Here is a 21,084-nt window from a genome sequence, read left to right as displayed (position 1 = left end):
ATCATTTAATTAGGTATTATTAATATAATAAAGTTTGTTAGTATTTTATTATTTATTGTAAATATTGTTTATCTGGCAGGCCGTCTGAAAATCAGTATGGTTTTTCAGCGTGTGGAAGATAGGAAAAAAGGGATGAATAGTCATCCCTTTTTTCTTTAAGATCTAAATATTAGGTTTATCGACAATATCGGTTAACGGCCATCTGGGTTTGACGTTGAAGCTGCCTGCCGTTTGGGCGTGCTTCAGGCGCATGGTGCCGGCAAAAGCAATCATGGCACCGTTATCCGTGCAGTAGGCCATAGGCGGGAAGAATACGCGTACGGCTTCGGGTTGGGGTTTCGGCCGGCCTTTGACGGCGGGCGGTAAAATTTTCAGACGGCCTAAGGTCTCGCGTAATTTCCAGTTCGCCCCCACGCCTCCGGCCACAACTAAAGTACGGAATCCTGTATCCGATAAGGCTTTTTGTGCTTTGGCGGTCAATACGTCGACCACCGCATCTTGAAACGCGCGGCAAATGTCGTTGCGCGTCGGTTCGGGAATACTGCCGTTGTTTTCGGCACGTACTTTTTCAACGGCGGTTAACACGGCGGTTTTCAAGCCGGAAAAACTCATCTGCAAGTCATGGGAATGCAGCATGGGGCGGGGGAAAGAGAATGCGTCGGGCGAGCCGAGTTTGGCCAATTCGGACAATTTTGCGCCGCCGGGGTAGGGCAGGCCGAGCAACTTGGCGGTTTTGTCAAAAGCTTCGCCGGCGGCATCATCGACACTTTCGCCGAGCAGGGTGTAATCGCCGATACCGCGCACTGCCATAAATTGTGTATGTCCGCCCGAAACGAGCAGGGCGACAAACGGGAATTCGGGTTTTTCATCGGCCAACAGCGGCGACAGCAAGTGTCCTTCAAGATGATGGACGGGAATCACCGGCTTATCGAGCGAAAAGGCGAGGGCGTTGGCATAGCTGGAACCGGCCAATAACGCGCCGCCCAAACCGGGGCCTTGGGTAAAGGCAACGGCATCGATATCGGCATAGGTTTTGCCTGCTTCGGCCAAACAGCTTTCGGTTAGGGGAACCAGACGGCGGATATGGTCGCGGCTGGCCAATTCCGGTACAACGCCGCCGTATTCGGCGTGCATAGCCATTTGGGTGTGCAGTTGGTTGCCGATTAAACCGTGTTCCAAATCATATAGGGCAACGCCGGTTTCATCACAGGAAGATTCAATGCCGAGAACTAACATATTTAAATTGAGGCCGTCTGAAAAAATGAACGCATTATTTTAGCGAAAAATAATGCGTTTGTCTGAAAGGCGGTAAGAGGCAGCGTCAGCCGTGCCAAAAATAACGCACGATATGGAAAAACACCGGTGCGGCAAAACAGACCGAATCCACCCGGTCCAACATACCGCCGTGGCCCTGAATCATATTGCCCCAGTCTTTCACACCGTAATCGCGTTTGATGGCCGACATCACCAGACCGCCGAAAAAGCCCATCAAACAAATCACCAGCCCGATTAAGGCCGCCTGAACCGGAGAAAACGGCGTAATCGGCGACATCAACACCGCGACTACCGTTGCCGAAGCAATGCCGCCCACCGTGCCGGCCACGGTTTTGGAGGGCGACAGCGACGGCATGATTTTGCGTTTGCCGACGGTTTTGCCCCACACATATTGCAGCACGTCGCTCGACTGCACTACTGCAATCATAAAAATCAACAGCAACACATTCTGCTCGTGCGGAAAATCATCCAAATGCAGATTCATCAGCGCCGGTACGTGCGACAGACAGAAAATCGAAATCATTGCCGCCCATTGCGTTTTGGCGGTGCGCTCCAAAAACTGTTCGGTTTTACCGCTCAGACTGGCGATAATCGGCAGCAGCAGAAAGCCGTAAACCGGAATGAAAATGGAAAACATACCGTACCATTCGGTAAACACGAAATAATATTGCACCGGCAGCAGCAGGTAAAAACACATCACCATAACCGCATAATCGCTGCGGCGTTGGTAAACCAGCGTGAGAAACTCGCGCAAGGCGGCAAAGGAAATCAGGAAAAACAGAATCACCGTGCCGGTTTTGCCGAACCAAAAAGCCAGCAGCAGCACGATGGTCATAATCCACCACGCATAAACGCGGGCGTTCAGGTTGGCGATAGTCGGATTATCCGCACCTTTTTTACGCTTCAGCCATTGCCCGATCACACCGGCCAAGACCAAAACGGCAAAAATCACCATGAAAATGTAACCGGCCTGCGGCGGGATGGCGTGCGTGGAAACGGTGGAAACAAACGGATTCATGCTGCGTTCTCCTGATTATCGTGAAACAAGGCTTTTTGCTGTTTTTCAGACGGCGCCAGTGCCAATAACGCAGCACGGGTGCGCAGTAGAAATGCCTCTTTGTCTTCGTTTTCCTGCAGGGCGATTTCTTCGCCGATGTTCACATTGCACAATAACGGAACGGGCAGAAACGTGCCTTTCGGCAGCACATGGTTGATGTTGTCGATCCACATCGGTACGAAACGGACATTGGGATTTTCGCGCGCCAAATGGTAGATACCGCTTTTGAACGGCAGCAGCACGGTATCGTCGTCGGTATTGCGGGTACCTTCGGGGAAAATAATCAGCGAATCGCCGTTTTGCAGTGCGGCAGACATCTGCCCTGTTACCGCGCGGGGATCGCTGCCGTCGCGGTCAATCAGCAGGGCGTTGAATACGTTTCGGATAATAAAGCGTTTGACTTTGTTTCCCAGCCAGTAATCGGCTCCGGCAACCGGCCGAACGCATGCCCGCCAGCGGCGCGGCAGTGAAATCCACACCAGCACAAAATCGCCGTGGCTGCCGTGGTTGGCGTAATACACTTTTTTAGCGGGAGAAAATTTGAGGCTGTTGGCCGCTTTGGGGCGCACGCCGGTAATAAAGGATACAAACAGGCACAACGCTTGGTCGGTCAGCCAAGCCAGCTTTTTCTTGAAAAATTCCATCATGTTTCCACTTTTTCGGAGAAATTAAATCGGGTTTTCAGACGGCCTCTTGCAAACCGTTACGGATACGCCGCACGCAGGTATAAACCAGCAATGCCGCCAACAGCCACATACCCCACTCCAACCATTGCGGCAAGCCGTCTGAAAGCGCATACCACAACCCCAAAGCGCCGAACACAAATGCGCGGTCGCTTTTGCCCACCGGCCCGTCGTAACGGCGGCCGTTGCCGTGCACCTGACCGAGCACGCCGCATAATTCGCTCATTGCCGCCAGCCAGATAAATAAGCTGATCTGCACACCGCCAAACGGAGCGATAAACGCAAACGGCAGATACAGCGCAGCATCGGCGGCCACATCGGTCACTTCGTTCAAATAACCGCCCAGTTTCGACTGCTGGCCGAACTCACGCGCCAGCATGCCGTCGATTGCATTCAAAGCCATGCGCACAAACAGCCACACCGGCAGCAGCCAAAACCATGCCGGCGTATCGGCAAAAATACTCAGCCACACGCCGAGCGCAATCGAAACCGCACAGGCAAACAGCGTTACCTGATTGGCGGTTACACCCCGTGCATACAGGAGGCGCACCAGCGGGCGCAACAGATTTTGAAATTTGGGTTTGAGGGCGTAGATGCTCATAGAAAAACCAATCGGTTGGAAAAGGAGGCCGTCTGAAAAAATATCACCGTATATCGATATTATCATTTTCAAACAAATATATGACCGAATGCAACTTCAATAGCCGGTTTTCGTGGCGGCACAGCGGTTACGGCAGTTTATTCGGACAACATAAGCCGTTTTAATTAAACAGGCGTTTTGCATTCAGACGGCCTTAAGCCTTTTCGTGTATAATTTACCGCTTCTTTTCAAACGCGGTTCGAAATCCTCCCGCGATACCAAAACTAGGAACTCAAATGCAAAACGAACAAGCACTGGTCATCTTTTCAGGCGGCCAAGACTCCACCACCTGCCTGATTCAGGCGATTCACACCTACGGCCGCGAAAACGTGCACGCCGTCACTTTCCAATACGGCCAACGCCATGCCGTCGAGCTGGACTGCGCCCGCCGGATTGCCGAAGACTTAGGCATCGCACAAACCGTGCTCGACCTCAGCCTGATGCAGCAAATCACCCACAACGCTTTAATGGATGACACCGCCGAAATTCAGACAGCCTCAAACGGCGTGCCGAACACTTTTGTCGACGGCCGCAACGCCCTGTTTCTGCTTTACGCCGCCATTTACGCCAAAAGCCAAAATATCAAACACATCATCACGGGCGTGTGCGAAACCGACTTTTCCGGCTACCCCGATTGCCGCGACGTATTCGTGAAATCCATGAACGTTACCCTCAATCTGGCCATGGACTACGCCTTCCAAATCCACACGCCGCTGATGTATCTCACCAAAGCGCAAACGTGGGCGCTGGCCGACCGGTTGGGCTGCCTCGACTACATCCGCGAACACACACACACCTGCTACCACGGCGTAACCGGTGGCTGCGGCGAATGCCCGAGCTGCGTGCTGCGCGAACGCGGGCTGGCGGAATATTTGGCGGACCAAAGGCCTTGATGCGCGAACCGTTTCGGCAACCAAGCCCTAATCCATCTATTTTAAGGAACAACCATGAAACAGCTGTATATGTTTTATCTCGGCGGCAACGCAGGCCGCTCGAATATTGAAGTACACGACGTGCAGTTTGCCGTATGCAGCGATTACCGGGAAGCCTTGCCCGCGCTCAAAGCCGCATGGTTCGGTGATGCCGATAAAATCCACATCGACGGCTGGCAGACGGTCGGTTGGGCGGACGGCTATGATGTCCGATTGTCGGACAGGCCGTCTGAAAATCAGGCGCGGCTTTATTTTGTCAACGTCGGCGGTTATATCAAAAACAGTTTGGCCGAAGCCCACGCTTTCGGTTTGTTTGTCGCAGAAAGCCCGGCAGAAGCCAAACAGAAAGCACTGAAATCGTTGCTGCCCGATTATTGCCAACAGCATAAAGACAACTTGAAAGATGTCGACAACCTGCTCGAATTAAGCGAAGTCGGCGGCCTGCATATCCACCTTGTTCCCAATCCCGACGGCAAGCCCGACGAAATCGGTTTTCAAGGTTATATGCCGATTTAACAATACTGAAAACAAATACAAGGCCGTCTGAAATTTCAGACGGCCTCACACAGCAAATCATGAAAATCACCAAAATCTTCACATTCGATTCGTCGCACATGCTCGACGGACACGACGGCAAATGCCAAAACCTGCACGGCCACACCTATAAGCTCGAAGTCACGGTTTCAGACGGCCTCATTCAAGGCGGCACAAAAGACGGTATGGTGATGGACTTTTCCGACCTTAAAACCATCGTCAAACGCACCATTATCGAACCGTTCGACCACGCCTTTATCTACAACGGCAACAACCCGCGCGAAAGCCAAATCGCCGCCCTGCTCGAAAGCTGGAACATGAAAACCCTACGGCTCGGTTTCCGCACCACCGCCGAAAACATGACGGTGGAAATGTTCGGTCGTCTGAAAAACGCCGGCCTGCCCGTGAGCCTGATCCGCTTGTGGGAAACACCTACGTCTTGCGCGGAATACGAAGGGGAATAAAGCCATGACCGAAATCCGCCCCGAAAACCCGCAATACCGCATCGTTGAAATCTTCGAAAGCCTGCAAGGGGAAGGATACAACACCGGCATGCCCGCGGTGTTCATCCGCCTCGGCAAGTGCAACCTCGCCTGTTCGTGGTGCGATACCGACTACCTCACATTCAATATGATGAGTTTGCAGGATATTTTAGGCCGTCTGAAAAGCTACACAGCCCGCAACATCATCATCACCGGCGGCGAACCCACCATCCAGCCGCATCTCGATATCCTGCTCGATACGCTGAAAGCCGAAGGCTACACGCTCTGTATCGAAACCAACGGCCTCAACCCTGCGCCGCCGCAGATTGATTTTGTCACCGCCAGCCCCAAAGCCTGCTACGCCGAAAAATACGAAAAGCAGTGCATCGCAACCGCCGACGAAGTGCGCATCGTGGCCGACGGCGACGTGCTGGCGTTTTGCGAACGTATGGAGCACAAAATCCGTGCCAAGCATTACTATCTTTCGCCCTGCGAGCAAAATGGCGAAATGAATATTTACGATACCATCCGCCAAATCGGTCTGCTCAACAGCCGCTCCGATGCCCCCGTACATTGGCAATTGAGCGTGCAAACGCATAAATGGGCGGGGATTGAGTGATGACGGCATAAATCGGCGGATAAACCGTTTCGACTGATTAAAAACTGCGTTATGCTTTGTTTTTCAGACGGTCTCTATTGAATAAAGGCCGTCTGAAACCATATAGCGTGGGATTGACCGAATAATAATTGGGAAAAACATTATGACTAAAACCGTTCATTATCTGAAAGATTACCAACCGCCTGCTTACCATATCCGCAAAACCGATTTGCATTTCGATATTCAGGAGCCGTATACCACCGTGAAAGCGCGTTTGGTGGTCGAGCCGAAGCGGGCGGGAGAGCCTTTGGTGTTGGACGGTTCGGCCGAGCTGGTTTCCGTGAAAATCGACGGAGAAGCCGTGGAAAACTACACGTTGGCCGATGAAAAGCTCACGATTGCCGATATGCCGTCTGAAAATTTTATTATTGAAATCGAAACGCGCATGAAGCCGTCTGAAAACAAATCGTTGATGGGTTTGTATGCTTCGGGCGGCAATCTGTTTACCCAATGTGAGCCGGAAGGTTTCCGCAAAATCACGTTCTATCCCGACCGCCCCGATGTGATGTCGAAATTCACCACCACCATCGTGGCGGACAAAAAACGTTACCCCGTGCTGCTTTCCAACGGCAACAAGATTGACGGCGGAGAGCTTTCAGACGGCCGCCATTGGGTGAAATGGCTGGATCCGTTTGCCAAGCCGAGTTATCTGTTCGCGCTGGTGGCGGGCGATTTGGCTTTGACCGCAGACACCTTTACCACGAGCAGCGGCAAAAACGTAGCGATTGAGTTTTACACCACGGAAGCCGACAAGAGCAAAGTCGGTTTTGCGGTCGAGTCGCTGAAAAATGCCATGCGTTGGGACGAAACCCGTTTCGGTCTCGAATACGACTTGGATATCTACATGGTCGTGGCGGTAGGCGACTTCAATATGGGTGCGATGGAAAACAAAGGCTTGAACATTTTCAACACCAAATATGTGCTTGCCGACAGCCGCACCGCCACCGATTTCGACTTTGAAGGCATCGAATCGGTGATCGGGCATGAATATTTCCACAACTACACCGGCAACCGCGTAACCTGCCGCGACTGGTTCCAACTTTCGCTTAAAGAAGGCCTTACCGTATTCCGCGATCAGGAATTTTCCGGCGACCGCGCCAGCCGTGCCGTGCGGCGTATCGACAACGTGCGTATGCTGCGCCAGCATCAGTTTCCCGAAGATGCCGGTCCGACGGCACATCCCGTCCGCCCCGCTTCTTATGAAGAGATGAACAACTTCTACACCATGACCGTTTATGAAAAGGGCGCGGAAGTGGTGCGTATGTACCACACCTTGCTGGGTGAAGAAGGTTTTCAGAAAGGCATGGCGCTGTATTTCAAACGCCACGACGGACAGGCGGTTACCTGCGATGATTTCCGTGCGGCGATGGCCGATGCTAACGGTATCAACCTCGACCAATTCGCCTTGTGGTACAGCCAAGCCGGAACGCCCGTGCTGGATGTGTCAGGCCGTCTGAATCAGGCTGACGACACGTTTGTTTTAAACATCAAACAAACCGTTCCCGCCACGCCCGATATGGCGGAAAAACAGCCGATGATGATGCCGGTGAAAATCGGTTTGCTGAACCGCAACGGTGAAGCGGTGGCATTCAGGCCGTCTGAAAATGCCGAAGCGCAAACCGAAGCCGTGCTGTTGCTGCAGCAGGCCGAGCAGGAATTTGTGTTGCACGGTGTAACCGAAGCCGTGGTGCCGTCGCTGCTGCGCGGATTCAGCGCGCCGGTTCATTTAAATTATCCGTACAGCGACGAAGATTTAACCTTGCTGCTGGCGCACGATACCGATGCCTTTGCCCGTTGGGAAGCCGGCCAGACCCTTTACCGCCGCGCGGTGCAGGCCAATTTGCAGGCCATTGGGAATCAAACCGCCATGCCCGCGCATGAAGGTTTGGCTGCGGCGGTGAAACAGGTGTTGCGGCAACAGGATTTAGACCCCGCATTCAAAGCCGTGCTGTTGGGCGTGCCGTCTGAATCCGAGCTGTGGGACGGTGCGGAAAACATTAATCCGCAACACTACTACCAAGCGCGCGAAGCCTTGCTCAATACCTTGGCCAAATCCTGTATCAACGAATTGGTGGCCGTACGCACATGGGCGTTGGCGCAGGAAGAAGCCGGCGGTATCGACAAGCCTTACGAATACCACCCTGAATTGGCCGGCGTGCGCAGCCTGTTGGCGGCCGTGCGCTTGCTGACCATCCGCGAAGAGCGTCATTCCATGATTAATACCGCCGCCTATGACGGCGAACGCAGGGCGCAAACGGGATTAGTGGAAAAAGTCGAAGGCGCGCGCCTGAAAGACTACATCACGCGCTACGAGCAGCTTACCCGCAATATGACTCATGAAATGAGCATTCTCAATACCGTCAACCATATTGAAGAAGAAGGCCGCAACCGTCTGCTTGATCAGTTTGCCGAACGTTATGCCGATGATGCGCTGGTAATGGACAAATATTTTGCTTTGATCGGCTGCAGCCACCGCAGCGATACCCTGCAACAGGTTCAGACGGCCTTAAACCATCCGAAATTCAGCTTGGAAAATCCGAACAAAGCCCGTTCGCTGCTGGGCAGCTTCTCGCGCAACGTGCCGCATTTCCATGCCGAAGACGGCAGCGGTTATGAATTTATCGCCGGAAAGGTGATGGAAATCGACCGCTTCAACCCGCAAGTGGCCGCCCGTTTGGTACAGGCGTTCAATATCTGCAATAAGCTCGAGCCGAACCGCCGCGGGTTGGTGAAGGCGCAACTGCAACGGGTTCGGGCACAAGAAGGTTTGTCGAAAGATGTGGCCGAGATTGTGGGCAAAATTTTGGCGTAAACCGATAATCGGCAGCGCGTCATACGCGTCATAAAAGAGGCCGTCTGAAATTTTCAGACGGCCTCTTTTTTATGATTGGCTTAAAACGGTGGAGTTAGGGTTTCAACAAGATTTGTTTAAGCGTTTGATCCATTTTTTTCACTAAGGTGTCCGCACCGAGGTTGCTGAGGTGGTCAGCATCGATGTAGAGCATTTTTTCTCGTGTACCGTCTGTTGATATCAGGCAGTAAGGATGATTCGGATCTTCGGCTTGAGGTTGGCAAAGGTATTTTAAAGGCTCGATGAGGGTAACGCTGTTGTCGGTTGCGGTTTTGCGTATCGCTTGTGCCAAGGCTTCGGGAGCAATGGCTTTGGCAAACACCGGTTGTCCGGCTGTGCCGTCGGAGGCGGTCTCATTGAGGCGTTTGGCATAGGCGCGTTCAACGGAAACATACCAGCGCGGTATCATGGAAATAATTACGATTTTGCTGTCGGGGGAAGCGGCTTTGATTTGCTTGACGGTGTCATCCAAATAAACGGGAACCGGGCTGTAGTCGTCGGTATTGAGAGCGTTCAGCCATAAGCTGTGCAATATAATCGTTTGGTATTTTTTGACTTTGATATGCTCCAGAATCTGGCGGTTGATCATCAGGCAGTTTTTGCGTGTGGAGTAGTCGGCAAACCGGTCGTTCAATACGGGCATGCAGGCGGATTGGGTAAGCTGTGTCAGGGCAATGCCGTTGGTTTCTGCAAAGTCCGACAAGCCTTGATATAAGGCGGCACTGTGGCTGTCGCCCCATAGTAAAACATTGTTGTTGCCGTTTTCATAACAGCTTTCTGCATGGATATGTTGATGATCGTCTTGAAGCAGACATTCGTGGCGGCGTGCAAGTTGATCCCATTTGTAGTCGATATGGGGTTCTTTGCTTTTGAAATAAAAGTGGCCGGCCAGACCGGTGCAGCCCATCATTACGCTGCCGAGCAGAGACAGTTTGAAGATGTAGCTGCGATTGTATTTGCTGCGGTTGCGGAAAGGGGCTTCGACATATTTCCAAGTAAAATAGGCGAGAATCAGTGATAGCGCCGACAAACCGATCATCAACCATGAAAATTCGACATGGAATTCCGAGCGTATGCGTGCGAAAGCGAATAAAGGGTTGTGCCACAAATACGCGCTATAGCTGATTAAGCCGATTTGTACCATGATTTTGTTGGATAAAAGTTTGCCGACCCAAGTTTTTTGATTGGTAAAGACGATAACCAAAACCGTGCCTAAAACAGGCAGAATGGCATAAATGCCCGGAAACGGTGTGTGTTTGGAGTAGGTGAAGATAGAAACCGCAATCATCGCCAAGCCGGACAAACTGCCGATTTGGTTTAAGGTCTGGTTTTGCGCATGGCGGTCGTATTTTGAAAAATAATAGGCAACCGCAGCACCGGAAAACAGTTCCCATGCCCGAAAAGGCAGCAGATAAAAAGCAGCAGTCGGATAATGGCGGACGGCCCATTCGGAAGCCGCAAAGCTGGCAATCATCAGCAGCAACATGAAAGGCACCAGCAAGGCTCTGCCTTTTTTCCACAGCAGCATCATGATCAGCGGAAAGAATAAATAATACTGTTCTTCTACTCCGAGGCTCCAAGTATGCAGCAGCGGTTTGAGCTCGGTTGCGGTTTCGAAGTAGCCGCTTGTCAACCAAAAAAGAATGTTTGATGAAAATGCGGCAACGCTGACCAAACTTTGGCTGTAAGCTTTCATCTCATTGGGAATCAGCCATGCGTAGGCAAACGGAGTCACGCAGATTAAAACGAAAAACAGGGCGGGGAGAATACGCCGGAAGCGGCGTTCGTAGAAGTCTCTCAAGGAAAACCTGCCGGCTTCCATGTCCGACAAAATGATTGAGGTAATCAGATAACCGCTGATCACGAAAAAGATATCCACACCGATAAAACCGCCTTTAAATACTGACCAGCCTGCATGGAATAAAATCACAGGCAAAACGGCCACGGCCCGCAGCCCGTCAATTTCGTGGCGATATTTCATGTTTTTCCCATTCTTGTGTTTATTGCAGAAGCCGCCTGAAAGCGGTAAATATTTATTGGATAAGCCTAAATAAGCTAAATAAGGCTGAATTATTGGTTACCGCCGGCACTTTGGCTCTGCAATAGGTAGGTTTGTTAAGAAGCGTATTTTAAAATAATAGAGATCTTAATTGATTCTAGATTAATCAATTCGATGATTTGGTCAGATAAAAGTTCATTCATTGGGCATGATTTCTCAACTCTCATTTTCAGGCTGAATAGGCGGTTACGGTATGAGAATAGGGACGTGGCTACAAATTCAATCTTGAACCACTTATAATATTTGACTTTATTTATAAATTATTGAGCCATGTCCGAACTCTTCGCCCCTGCCGCCATTTCCGTTTCCGAATTGAACGCCCTAGCCAGAAGCCTGCTGGAAGACAACCTGTTCGGGCTGTGGGTGGCGGGCGAAGTGTCCAACCTTACCCGCGCCGCCAGTGGGCATTACTATTTTTCGCTCAAAGACAGCCGCGCCCAAGTGCGCTGCGCCATGTTTAAAGGCACGGCGGCAAAGTTGGCCGCCCCTTTGAAAGAAGGCGACCACATCGAGCTGACCGGCAAAATCAGCATTTACGAAGCGCGCGGCGAGTTTCAAATCACCGTGAACGAAGTGCGCCTGAAAGGTTTGGGGCAGCTTTACGAAGCCTATGAAAAACTGAAAGCCCAATTGCAGGCCGAGGGCGTGTTTGCGGCGGAACGCAAAAAACCGCTACCCGCCCATCCGAGCACCATCGGCATCGTAACCAGCCTTGCCGCGGCAGCTTTGCGCGACGTGGTCAGCACACTAAAACGCCGTGCGCCGGAAATCCCCGTGATTGTGTACCCGACCGCCGTGCAAGGTGCGGGCAGCGAATTGCAGATCGCCCAAGCGATTCAGACGGCCTCTGCGCGTGCCGAAGCAGATGTATTAATCGTGTGCCGCGGCGGCGGTAGCATCGAAGACTTGTGGGCGTTTAACGAAGAGCCTGTGGTGCGGGCGATTGAAGCGTGTGAAATCCCCGTGGTCAGCGGTGTCGGGCATGAAACCGATTTCACGCTGGCGGATTTTGTCGCCGACGTGCGCGCACCCACGCCCACGGGCGCGGCGGAACTGGTCAGCCCCAACCGCTTGGAATCGCTGCATAAGCTCGCACAGGCACAAGGCCGTCTGAAAACGGCATTGGAGCAGCGTTATTACGATGCCAGCCAAAAAGTGGATTGGTTCGCCCGCCAAATCCGCCATCCGCAGCAAAAGTTAAACGAACAACGCAACCAACTTGCCGCCTTACAACAATCGCTGCGCTTCTCCATGCAAAACAACCATCGTTTCAATGTGCAGAAGCTCGCCCGCCAGCAGCAAACCCTCGCCCATCTGCGCCCCGATATTTCGGCGTCCAAACGAGACGTAATGCGTTTTCAGACGGCCTTACAGCAAAGCCGTTTGTCTTTGTTCGCGCTGTACCGCCAACGCCTCGAGAAACAGGCCGCCCTGCTCGAAGCCGTGTCGCCGCAGCACATTTTGGAACGCGGCTTCAGCGTGGTTAAAAACAGCCGCGGCCAAGTCATCCGCAGCGCCCATGCTTTGAAGCAAGGCCAGAAGCTGCACATTACCTTTGCAGACGGCGAAACCGACGTGCGCGTAACCAGCGAACACAAACAGCCGGATTTGTTTGATTATTCTTAAAATTTATATTTAGAGGCAATCATCAGGCCGTCTGAAAACAGGAAGCCGCCATGAACAAGCACAATATCTTCCACCCGCTGCCCGAACGCACCGATATAGAAACCTTTGAAGACATCTTGCGCACGCCTAATATCCGCATCGAACGTATCGTTTCGCACGGACAATCCTCTCCCGAAGAGGGTTGGTACGACCAAGACGAAGCCGAATGGGTGATTTTATTGCAAGGCAGCGCGGTGCTGGGTTTTGAAAACAGCAAAGAAATCAGCCTGCAAACCGGGGATTATGTGCATATTCCGGCGCATTGCAGGCATAGGGTGGTGATGACGGATCAAGAGGAAGTTACGATTTGGTTGGCGGTGTTTTACTGAATATAGTAATAGAATAAGGTTTATCTATGAGTCTCAGCTCTTTGGAAGCCATACATGTCAATAATTTTAGCCCTAGGATATTTAATCAGAGTTGAATTACCCTCAAAATCAACAACCACACATTGCATATGTAAATTATCAATATCCATCTGATTTTCAACATAAAATCTGTAGATAGTATCTAATGATTTTTTATTAAATGAGCTAAATCCACAAGATGTTATACACTTAAACGTGTTTCGAAAATTTTGGTCATATGCAGGAACAATACCAAAAACACCCAAAATGATCTTTGTCACTAAGGTCACATGTCTTTTATCATTCCAATTGAGCTTTTCTGTCACTCTGTTATAGAGATCTGTAATAGTTTCAAAATTTTTAGGATAGTTTGGAACATCAATATCCCAAAGTGATTCTTTTTGTTTATTAATAAATTTTACTAGAGGTTTAAGATAAGCAGGATTTAGGTTAAGCAAATGACTTGAACCTCGGAGCATTCCCCAGCTCGCTAAATACCCCCATAGTACATAGCAACTCTTTTCTAGATCATTATCATTTTTGCCCTTTGATTGAGGATGAAAATGAGCATAGCAAAAATCAAAACTCTTATAGCGATGATGAATCGAATCATTCGAGTTATAAGAGGCAACCACTTGGGAAATATCTGTCTGTTTCAAACTAATCATTTGTGAAAATACCGAATCTAAAAATTCAGGCTATCTCTTAATATCAGAGATAACCTGAATTTAATTAAATTATTTTAAATAAAATAATCAATCTCTCAAGCCGCGTTACCTTCCAAGAAGTCTTGCGCGAAGCGTTGCAGCACGCCGCCGGCTTCGTAGATCAGCACTTCTTCGGCGGTGTCCAAACGGCAGGTTACGGGCACTTCAACCGTTTCGCCGTTTTTGCGGTGGATAACCAGCGTTAAGTCGCAGCGCGGTTCGCGTTTGCCGATCACATCGTAGGTTTCGGTGCCGTCCAGTTCTAAGGTGTGGCGGTTAACGCCTTCTTTGAATTGCAGCGGCAGCACGCCCATGCCGATGAGGTTGGTGCGGTGGATGCGCTCGAAGCCTTCGGCCACAATGGCTTCCACGCCGGCGAGGCGCACGCCTTTGGCGGCCCAGTCGCGGCTGGAGCCTTGGCCGTAGTCGGCACCGGCCACGATAATCAGCGGCTGTTTGCGGTTCATATAGGTTTCAATCGCTTCCCACATGCGCATCACTTGGCCTTCGGGCTCTACGCGGGCGAGTGAGCCTTGTTTAGTGGTGCCGTCTTCGTTTTTCACCATTTCGTTGAAGAGTTTGGGGTTGGCGAAGGTGGCGCGTTGGGCGGTCAAGTGGTCGCCGCGGTGGGTGGCGTAAGAGTTGAAGTCCTCTTCAGGCAGGCCCATTTTCGCGAGGTATTCGCCTGCCGCGCTGGTCGGCAGAATGGCGTTGGAAGGCGACAAGTGGTCGGTGGTGATATTGTCGGGCAGAATCGCCAGCGGGCGCATGCCTTTTAAGGTGCGCTCGCCTGCCAACGCGCCTTCCCAGTATGGCGGACGGCGGATGTAGGTGGACATGGGGCGCCAGTCGTACAGCGGGCTGGGCGCTTTTTCGGCGGTACCGGTGTCGAACATGGGGATGTACACGTCGCGGAATTGCTGCGGTTTCACATGTTTGGCAACGATTTCGTCGATTTCCTCGTCGGTCGGCCAAATGTCTTTCAGGCGGATTTCTTTGCCGTCTGAAACGCCCAATACGTCGTTTTCAATATCGAAACGGATGCTGCCTGCAATCGCGTAGGCCACCACCAGCGGCGGCGAGGCGAGGAAGGCTTGTTTGGCGTAGGGGTGGATGCGGCCGTCGAAGTTGCGGTTGCCCGACAATACGGCGGTGGCGTACAAATCGCGGTCGATGATTTCCTGTTGGATTTTCGGATCGAGCGCGCCGGACATGCCGTTACATGTGGTGCAGGCAAAGGCAACGATACCGAAACCGAGTTGCTCCAATTCGGGCAACAAGCCGGCTTCTTTCAGATAGATTTCCGCTACTTTGGAGCCGGGTGCAAACGAAGATTTCACCCACGGCTTGCGGGTTAAGCCCAGTTTGTTGGCATTGCGCGCCAACAGGGCGGCGGCCACGACGTTGCGCGGGTTGGAGGTGTTGGTGCACGATGTAATCGCCGCGATGATGACTGCGCCGTCGGGCATTTTGCCGTCTGAGGGCACTTCGTAAGGCGCGGCGATACCTTTGGCGGCCAAATCGGTGGTCGAGAAACGGGCGTGCGGGTTGGACGGGCCGGCCATGTTGCGGGTAACGGTGGATAAGTCGAACTTCAACACGCGCGGATATTCGGCTTTGGCCAAAGCATCCGACCACAGGCCTGCGGTTTTGGCGTAGTTTTCCACCAATTTAACTTGTTCGTCATCGCGGCCGGTGAGTTTCAGATAATCAATGGTTTGTTCGTCAATCGAGAACATCGCGGCGGTGGCACCGAATTCGGGCGTCATGTTGGAAATGGTGGCGCGGTCGCCAATCGACAGGCTGCGCGCGCCTTCGCCGAAGAACTCAACAAATGCGCCAACCACACGCTCTTTACGCAAAAATTCAGTCAAAGCCAACACGATATCGGTAGCAGTAATGCCGGGCTGGCGTTTGCCGGTCAGCTCCACGCCCACAATATCGGGCAGGCGCATCATTGAAGCGCGGCCGAGCATCACGGTTTCGGCTTCCAAGCCGCCCACGCCTACGGAAATCACGCCCAGCGCGTCCACATGCGGCGTGTGGCTGTCGGTGCCGACGCAGGTGTCGGGGAAGGCCACGCCGTCTTTTACCTGAATCACGGGCGACATTTTTTCCAAGTTGATTTGGTGCATGATGCCGTTGCCCGCGGGAATCACATCCACATTTTCAAAAGCGGTTTTCGTCCAGTTGATAAAGTGGAAGCGATCTTCGTTGCGGCGGTCTTCGATGGCACGGTTTTTGGCAAACGCATCGGGATCATAGCCGCCGCATTCCACGGCAAGCGAGTGGTCGACAATCAGCTGGGTTTGCACTACGGGGTTGACTTTGGAAGGATCGCCGCCTTTTTCGGCAATCGCATCACGCAAACCGGCCAAATCCACCAGCGCGGTCTGCCCCAAAATATCGTGGCACACCACGCGCGCAGGAAACCACGGAAAGTCGATTTCCTGCTTGCGCTCAATCAGTTGGCGCAACCAGCTTTGCAGCGTGGGCAAGTCCACCTTGTCGGCACGGTTAACCAGGTTTTCGGCCAAAATGCGCGAGGTGTACGGCAGCGTATCGTAAGAACCGGGTTGGATATCTTCACACGCCGCGCGGGCATCGTAGTATTCCAAATCGGAATCGGGTAGGGGTTTGCGGTAGATTTGGTTGGTGCTCATAAAATTGCTCCTTAGTGTTTTTCTTTTCAATTTTGCGTTTCAGTTTTCAGACGGCCTGTATTGAGGGGAGGCCGTCTGAAAAAAAATTCTCTGCATTAAGCTTATCGGTTTCTATGAAGCGAAGCGTTGGGAATTTTTATTGTTATTTGATTGATTATATAAAGAACGGTTTTATTTTGCGCTGTTTGCAATCAGGCCGTCTGAATTTTTTTCGGCTTGGTTGTTAATTTGCTTGAGTAGTTTATTTTCAGACGGCCCGTTTAAAAAAAGCTGTCTGAAAATCAAAAAGGTACGGTTGGTAAAACCGACCGTACCTTACAACATTTAATTAGCGCTCTTCCATCGGAACGAAAGCCAAATCATCCGGGCCGGTGTAGTTCGCGCTCGGGCGGATAATCTTGCCGTCTTGGCGTTGCTCAAGAACGTGGGCAGACCAGCCGGTAGTGCGCGAAATCACAAATAGCGGTGTGAACATGGCGGTGGGCACGCCCAGTTTTTGGTAAGAAACGGCAGAGAACCAGTCGAGATTCGGGAACATTTTTTTCTCGTTCCACATCAGGGTTTCCAGACGCTCGGCCACATCAAACAAGCGCATATCGCCGGTTTCTTGGCTCAATTCGCGTGCCACTTCTTTAATCACAACGTTGCGGGGATCGGAAACGGTGTAAACAGGGTGACCGAAGCCGATAACGATTTCTTTGCGGCCGATGCGTTCGCGGATATCCGCTTCAGCTTCGTCGGCATTGCGGTAGCGTTTTTGGATGTCGTAAGCCACTTCGTTGGCACCGCCGTGTTTCGGGCCTTTCAATGCGCCGATAGCACCGGTAATGGCAGAGTAGAGGTCGGAGCCCGTACCGGCAATCACGCGCGAAGTGAAAGTAGAAGCATTGAATTCGTGTTCTGCATACAGAATCAATGAAATGTGCATGGCTTTAACGTGGGATTTTTTCGGGCGCTTGCCGTGCAGCAGATGCAGGAAGTGACCGCCGATGCTGTCTTCTTTGCTTTCTACTTTAATGCGTTTGCCGTTGTGCGAGTATTGGTACCAATACAGCAGCATACTGCCCAAGCAGGCAATCAGTTTGTCGGCAATATCGCGCGCTTCGCTGGCCGGTTGGCTTTCACGCTCGGGATGAACGCAGCCGAGCATGGAAACGCCGGTACGCAATACGTCCATCGGGTGAGTGTGCGCAGGCAGGCTTTCCAGCACTTGAATCACGCGGATAGGCAAACCGCGCAGTGATTGGAGTTTTTTCTTGTATGCGGCCAGCTCGAATTTGTTCGGCAGATGGCCGTGAATCAGCAAGTGTGCCACTTCTTCGAATTCGCAATGTTTGGCCAAGTCGAGAATGTCGTAGCCGCGGTAGCTCAAATCGTTGCCGCTGCGACCCACGGTACACAGTGCGGTATTGCCGGCAGGTACGCCTGAGAGGGCAACGGATTTTTTCGGTTTCGGTGTTACTGGGGTTTCGGTAGTCATGTTATTTCTCCTAGGTAAACAATCGTTATGGTTTAAGCCTTATTGTGGACTCTATTTAAATCAAATAATTCAAATGTTTCTGATTCAAATGATGAGGCCGTCTTAAATTTTTCGGGTAGGGCGAAACCGACGCCGTTTTCAGACGGCATCTGTTTCGCATTTATTCCGATTGGTTGTTTATTTGTTTTGGCTGAACAGCTTATCCAGTTTTTGCTCGAAATCGTGGTAATTCAGATGTTCGTACAGCTCGGCACGGGTTTGCATGGTATCTACCACGTTGGCTTGAGTACCGTCACGCATAATGGATTGGTAAACATTCAATGCGGCTTTGCTGGCTGCACGGAAAGAAGAAAGCGGATAAAGAACTAGGGAAACGCCGTTTTCAGCCAGTTCCTGCTGAGTGTAAAGCGGCGTTGCGCCAAATTCGGTGATGTTGGCCAATACCGGAACTTTGACGGCATCGGCAAATTTTTTGTACATGCCCAGTTCGGTCATGGCTTCGGGGAAAATCATGTCGGCACCGGCTTCCACGCAGGCCTGCGCGCGCTCGATGGCAGCATCCAAACCTTCAACGGCCAAAGCGTCGGTACGGGCCATGATGACAAAGTTTTCATCAACACGCGCATCAACGGCTGCTTTGATTCGGTCAACCATTTCCGCTTGGGAAACGATGGCTTTGTTCGGGCGGTGACCGCAGCGTTTTTGAGCCACTTGGTCTTCGATATGGACGGCAGCTACCCCCGCGCGTTCGAAGTTGCGGATGGTACGGGCGATATTGAATGCGCCGCCCCAACCCACATCGATATCCACCAGCAGAGGCGTGTCGACATTGTCGGTAATGCGTCGTGCATCGATCAGCACGTCTTCCATCGTGGTAATGCCCAAGTCGGGAATGCCGCACGAACAGGCAGCGACACCGCCGCCGGAAAGATAGATGGCTTTAAAGCCGCTTTGCGTAGCCAAGCGGGCGAAATAGGCGTTAACACAGCCGACAACGGCTAAAGGATTCGATTCTTGAACTGCTTGACGGAATTTCAGACCGGCAGAAGGTAGGGTCATAATATAGTCTCCAAAGTGTTGATATTTTTCTTGTGCGTTTGAGTTTATCCATGAAGCATGGGTCTGTAAAATTCAAAATTCTGATGGGATTCATCAAAAAACCTGATGGGATAAAGTATGAATAAATGAATTTGTTTTTTCTATTTAATTTATTGAAAATAAAGTATTTTATTAAAATTTTATAAAATTTTTCCAATAACTTATTTTTATATTAATTAAAAATTTTCCGGTTTTATACGGATTTTTCCATGTGGCATGGGGGCGTTTCGGCGGCGGTTTGCTTTGTTTGAAAGCCGTGTTTCCAAGCTTGAGACGGTGTGTGAAATTCAGACGGCTTTGCAGGTTTTCAGTTACAATACCGCCTGAATCCGACGGATATTAATAAAGATGATGAAAGAACATAAAGCACGAAAACGCTTCGGGCAGAATTTCCTGCAGGATACGCGTATTATCAGCGATATCGTTAACGCCGTCCGCCCGCAGCCCGGCGATACGGTAATCGAAATCGGCCCGGGTTTGGCGGCGATTACGGAGCCTTTGGCCAAACGGTTGGACAAGCTGCATGTGGTGGAAATCGACAGAGATATTATCAAGCGTTTGAAAACCCTGCCGTTTGCCGGTAAGTTGGAGATTCACGAAGGCGACGTATTGCAGTTTGATTTCCGCAGCGTGCCGGGCATGAAAAAGATTGTCGGTAATCTGCCGTATAATATTTCCACGCCGCTGCTGTTCCGGTTGAGCGAAGTGGCGGACGAAGTTGCAGATATGCATTTTATGCTGCAAAAAGAAGTGGTCGAGCGCATGGTGGCAGAGCCGAAAACCAATGATTACGGCCGCTTGGGCGTGATGTTGCAGTATTTTTTCGATATGGAATATCTGCTGGATGTGCCGCCTGAATCTTTTGATCCCGCACCTAAAGTCGATTCGGCAGTTGTGCGTATGATTCCGGTAAAACACCGTTTGGGTGAAGCTTTAGATTTCGACCATTTTGCCAAACTGGTGAAACTGGCGTTTCATCAGCGGCGCAAGACCATCCGCAATAATTTGAAAGAAGTGGCCGCGGATGGGGATTTACTGGCGGTGGGCATCGATCCGCAAGACCGTGCAGAACATATCGCGCCGGAAAAATATGTTGAGTTGAGTAATTATCTGGTTGAAAAGGCCGTCTGAAAAAACGTAGGAAACAAGCATGATTAAGTTTAAAAACGTACATAAATATTTTAAAGACCTGCATGTAATCAACGGCGTCAATCTGGAAGTGAAGCAGGGCGAAGTGGTGGTGGTGTGCGGTCCTTCGGGCAGCGGAAAATCGACGCTTATCCGTACGGTCAACCAACTTGAAACCATCGAAAGCGGTGAGATTTGGGTGGACGGCGTAAACGTGGCCGACCCGAAAACCGATTTGAACAAAATCCGTGAAGAGGTGGGCTTTGTGTTCCAAAGCTTCAATCTGTATCCGCATTTGACGGTATTGGAAAACATTATTCTGTCGCCGATGAAAGTGAAGAAACAGAGCCGCGAGCAGGCGGAGAAAAAAGCGATGGAGCTGTTGGAGCGTGTCGGCTTGAAGCATAAAAAAGACGCGCTGCCCGGACAGCTTTCAGGCGGCCAGCAGCAGCGTGTGGCGATTGCACGCGGTTTGGCGATGGAACCGCGCGTGATGCTGTTTGACGAGCCGACATCTGCGCTTGATCCGGAAATGGTCGGCGAAGTGCTGCGCGTGATGAAGGATTTGGCAACGACCGGTATTACCATGATGTGCGTAACGCATGAGATGGGTTTTGCGCGCGAGGTAGCCGACCGTGTGATTTTTGTTGATCACGGGCAGATTATCGAAGAAGCGACGCCGGAAGAGTTCTTTAGAAATCCGAAGCATGAGCGTGCCAAACAGTTTTTGCAGCAGGTAATGCACTAACGGATAAAAAGGAGCCTTTAAGGTTCCTTTTTTGTCGGATTGGGATTGGGCGGCTTGATGCCGCCGGTGGAGATATA

At 51.3% G+C, this 21,084-nt stretch carries 18 protein-coding genes; 9 read left to right on the top strand and 9 right to left on the bottom strand.

The window, feature by feature from the left end; translation table 11 throughout:
- Window positions 1-162: 162 nt before the first annotated feature.
- The 4 genes from tsaD to EL309_RS03430 all read right to left on the bottom strand — a co-directional run bounded on the left by tsaD (window position 163) and on the right by EL309_RS03430 (window position 3,616).
- On the bottom strand, window positions 163-1,236 hold the full coding sequence (tsaD, locus tag EL309_RS03445; RefSeq protein WP_004282738.1) for a tRNA (adenosine(37)-N6)-threonylcarbamoyltransferase complex transferase subunit TsaD: 1,074 nt from the start codon (window positions 1,234-1,236) through the stop codon (window positions 163-165).
- An 85-nt stretch (window positions 1,237-1,321) separates the two neighbouring features.
- Window positions 1,322-2,293, bottom strand: a complete 972-nt coding sequence (locus EL309_RS03440; RefSeq protein ID WP_004282739.1) for a phosphatidate cytidylyltransferase — start codon at window positions 2,291-2,293, stop codon at window positions 1,322-1,324.
- A complete protein-coding gene (locus EL309_RS03435) occupies window positions 2,290-2,979 on the bottom strand; it encodes a lysophospholipid acyltransferase family protein (protein ID WP_004282740.1) in 690 nt (229 codons plus the stop codon). Before EL309_RS03435 ends, EL309_RS03440 begins: the two co-directional genes overlap by 4 nt.
- A 34-nt stretch (window positions 2,980-3,013) precedes the next feature.
- Complete coding sequence (locus EL309_RS03430; RefSeq protein ID WP_004282741.1) at window positions 3,014-3,616, bottom strand: CDP-alcohol phosphatidyltransferase family protein; 603 nt, start codon at window positions 3,614-3,616, stop codon at window positions 3,014-3,016.
- Window positions 3,617-3,891: 275 nt separating this feature from the next.
- Here EL309_RS03430 and queC point away from each other — a divergent pair, with 275 nt between their 5' ends.
- The 5 genes from queC to pepN all read left to right on the top strand — a co-directional run bounded on the left by queC (window position 3,892) and on the right by pepN (window position 9,073).
- Window positions 3,892-4,548, top strand: coding sequence for a 7-cyano-7-deazaguanine synthase QueC (queC, locus tag EL309_RS03425; protein ID WP_004282742.1), 657 nt, complete (start codon window positions 3,892-3,894; stop codon window positions 4,546-4,548).
- A 54-nt stretch (window positions 4,549-4,602) separates the two neighbouring features.
- Window positions 4,603-5,103, top strand: coding sequence for a DUF1543 domain-containing protein (locus tag EL309_RS03420; RefSeq protein ID WP_004282743.1), 501 nt, complete (start codon window positions 4,603-4,605; stop codon window positions 5,101-5,103).
- Between the two features lie 59 nt (window positions 5,104-5,162).
- On the top strand, window positions 5,163-5,585 hold the full coding sequence (gene queD / locus EL309_RS03415) for a 6-carboxytetrahydropterin synthase QueD (protein WP_004282744.1): 423 nt from the start codon (window positions 5,163-5,165) through the stop codon (window positions 5,583-5,585).
- 4 nt (window positions 5,586-5,589) lie between these two features.
- Entirely contained in the window at window positions 5,590-6,222 is a 633-nt protein-coding gene (locus EL309_RS03410) for a 7-carboxy-7-deazaguanine synthase QueE (RefSeq protein ID WP_004282745.1), read from the top strand.
- A 142-nt stretch (window positions 6,223-6,364) separates the two neighbouring features.
- Entirely contained in the window at window positions 6,365-9,073 is a 2,709-nt protein-coding gene (gene pepN, locus EL309_RS03405) for an aminopeptidase N (protein ID WP_004282746.1), read from the top strand.
- Window positions 9,074-9,167: 94 nt separating this feature from the next.
- Here pepN and EL309_RS03400 read toward each other — a convergent pair whose 3' ends face one another.
- Window positions 9,168-11,093, bottom strand: a complete 1,926-nt coding sequence (locus EL309_RS03400; RefSeq protein ID WP_004282747.1) for an acyltransferase family protein — start codon at window positions 11,091-11,093, stop codon at window positions 9,168-9,170.
- A 348-nt stretch (window positions 11,094-11,441) separates the two neighbouring features.
- On the opposite strand from EL309_RS03400, the gene xseA reads away from it, so the two are divergent.
- Both xseA and EL309_RS03390 read left to right on the top strand, forming a co-directional pair.
- On the top strand, window positions 11,442-12,797 hold the full coding sequence (gene xseA, locus EL309_RS03395; protein WP_004282748.1) for an exodeoxyribonuclease VII large subunit: 1,356 nt from the start codon (window positions 11,442-11,444) through the stop codon (window positions 12,795-12,797).
- Between the two features lie 50 nt (window positions 12,798-12,847).
- Window positions 12,848-13,165, top strand: coding sequence for a cupin domain-containing protein (locus EL309_RS03390; protein WP_040669479.1), 318 nt, complete (start codon window positions 12,848-12,850; stop codon window positions 13,163-13,165).
- A 20-nt stretch (window positions 13,166-13,185) separates the two neighbouring features.
- Here EL309_RS03390 and EL309_RS03385 read toward each other — a convergent pair whose 3' ends face one another.
- The 4 genes from EL309_RS03385 to prpB all read right to left on the bottom strand — a co-directional run bounded on the left by EL309_RS03385 (window position 13,186) and on the right by prpB (window position 19,092).
- Window positions 13,186-13,851, bottom strand: a complete 666-nt coding sequence (locus EL309_RS03385) for a hypothetical protein (protein ID WP_050793662.1) — start codon at window positions 13,849-13,851, stop codon at window positions 13,186-13,188.
- 95 nt (window positions 13,852-13,946) lie between these two features.
- Window positions 13,947-16,553 carry a Fe/S-dependent 2-methylisocitrate dehydratase AcnD gene (gene acnD, locus EL309_RS03380; RefSeq protein ID WP_004282751.1) on the bottom strand — a complete coding sequence of 869 codons (2,607 nt, stop codon included), beginning with the start codon at window positions 16,551-16,553 and terminating at the stop codon, window positions 13,947-13,949.
- Window positions 16,554-16,881: 328 nt separating this feature from the next.
- Window positions 16,882-18,033, bottom strand: a complete 1,152-nt coding sequence (prpC, locus tag EL309_RS03375) for a bifunctional 2-methylcitrate synthase/citrate synthase (RefSeq protein ID WP_004282753.1) — start codon at window positions 18,031-18,033, stop codon at window positions 16,882-16,884.
- Between the two features lie 177 nt (window positions 18,034-18,210).
- A complete protein-coding gene (prpB, locus tag EL309_RS03370) occupies window positions 18,211-19,092 on the bottom strand; it encodes a methylisocitrate lyase (protein ID WP_004282755.1) in 882 nt (293 codons plus the stop codon).
- A gap of 390 nt (window positions 19,093-19,482) precedes the next feature.
- Between prpB and rsmA the strand changes: the two genes are divergently transcribed.
- Window positions 19,483-20,262, top strand: a complete 780-nt coding sequence (gene rsmA, locus EL309_RS03365; protein WP_040669512.1) for a 16S rRNA (adenine(1518)-N(6)/adenine(1519)-N(6))-dimethyltransferase RsmA — start codon at window positions 19,483-19,485, stop codon at window positions 20,260-20,262.
- Window positions 20,263-20,281: 19 nt separating this feature from the next.
- The gene (locus EL309_RS03360; protein ID WP_004282757.1) at window positions 20,282-21,007 is read left to right on the top strand and encodes an amino acid ABC transporter ATP-binding protein; all 726 of its coding nucleotides are present in this window, start codon (window positions 20,282-20,284) and stop codon (window positions 21,005-21,007) included.
- The last annotated feature ends 77 nt before the right edge of the window (window positions 21,008-21,084 follow it).

It is taken from the genome of Neisseria weaveri, assembly GCF_900638685.1.
Taxonomy (GTDB): Bacteria; Pseudomonadota; Gammaproteobacteria; order Burkholderiales; family Neisseriaceae; genus Neisseria; species Neisseria weaveri.
The sequence above is the reverse complement of the archived record's forward strand: the minus strand, read 5'-3'. Positions and strand labels throughout refer to the sequence as shown.

Excerpts from the sequence above, each read along its gene's own strand:
- pepN (WP_004282746.1), top strand. The coding sequence starts at position 6,365 with ATGACTAAAACCGTTCATTATCTGAAAGATTACCAACCGCCTGCTTAC.
- EL309_RS03440 (WP_004282739.1), bottom strand. The coding sequence starts at position 2,293 with ATGAATCCGTTTGTTTCCACCGTTTCCACGCACGCCATCCCGCCGCAG.
- EL309_RS03360 (WP_004282757.1), top strand. The coding sequence starts at position 20,282 with ATGATTAAGTTTAAAAACGTACATAAATATTTTAAAGACCTGCATGTA.
- EL309_RS03410 (WP_004282745.1), top strand. The coding sequence starts at position 5,590 with ATGACCGAAATCCGCCCCGAAAACCCGCAATACCGCATCGTTGAAATC.
- EL309_RS03430 (WP_004282741.1), bottom strand. The coding sequence starts at position 3,616 with ATGAGCATCTACGCCCTCAAACCCAAATTTCAAAATCTGTTGCGCCCG.
- rsmA (WP_040669512.1), top strand. The coding sequence starts at position 19,483 with ATGAAAGAACATAAAGCACGAAAACGCTTCGGGCAGAATTTCCTGCAG.
- queC (WP_004282742.1), top strand. The coding sequence starts at position 3,892 with ATGCAAAACGAACAAGCACTGGTCATCTTTTCAGGCGGCCAAGACTCC.
- acnD (WP_004282751.1), bottom strand. The coding sequence starts at position 16,553 with ATGAGCACCAACCAAATCTACCGCAAACCCCTACCCGATTCCGATTTG.
- tsaD (WP_004282738.1), bottom strand. The coding sequence starts at position 1,236 with ATGTTAGTTCTCGGCATTGAATCTTCCTGTGATGAAACCGGCGTTGCC.
- EL309_RS03385 (WP_050793662.1), bottom strand. The coding sequence starts at position 13,851 with ATGATTAGTTTGAAACAGACAGATATTTCCCAAGTGGTTGCCTCTTAT.
- queD (WP_004282744.1), top strand. The coding sequence starts at position 5,163 with ATGAAAATCACCAAAATCTTCACATTCGATTCGTCGCACATGCTCGAC.
- EL309_RS03435 (WP_004282740.1), bottom strand. The coding sequence starts at position 2,979 with ATGATGGAATTTTTCAAGAAAAAGCTGGCTTGGCTGACCGACCAAGCG.
- EL309_RS03420 (WP_004282743.1), top strand. The coding sequence starts at position 4,603 with ATGAAACAGCTGTATATGTTTTATCTCGGCGGCAACGCAGGCCGCTCG.
- EL309_RS03390 (WP_040669479.1), top strand. The coding sequence starts at position 12,848 with ATGAACAAGCACAATATCTTCCACCCGCTGCCCGAACGCACCGATATA.
- prpB (WP_004282755.1), bottom strand. The coding sequence starts at position 19,092 with ATGACCCTACCTTCTGCCGGTCTGAAATTCCGTCAAGCAGTTCAAGAA.
- prpC (WP_004282753.1), bottom strand. The coding sequence starts at position 18,033 with ATGACTACCGAAACCCCAGTAACACCGAAACCGAAAAAATCCGTTGCC.
- EL309_RS03400 (WP_004282747.1), bottom strand. The coding sequence starts at position 11,093 with ATGAAATATCGCCACGAAATTGACGGGCTGCGGGCCGTGGCCGTTTTG.
- xseA (WP_004282748.1), top strand. The coding sequence starts at position 11,442 with ATGTCCGAACTCTTCGCCCCTGCCGCCATTTCCGTTTCCGAATTGAAC.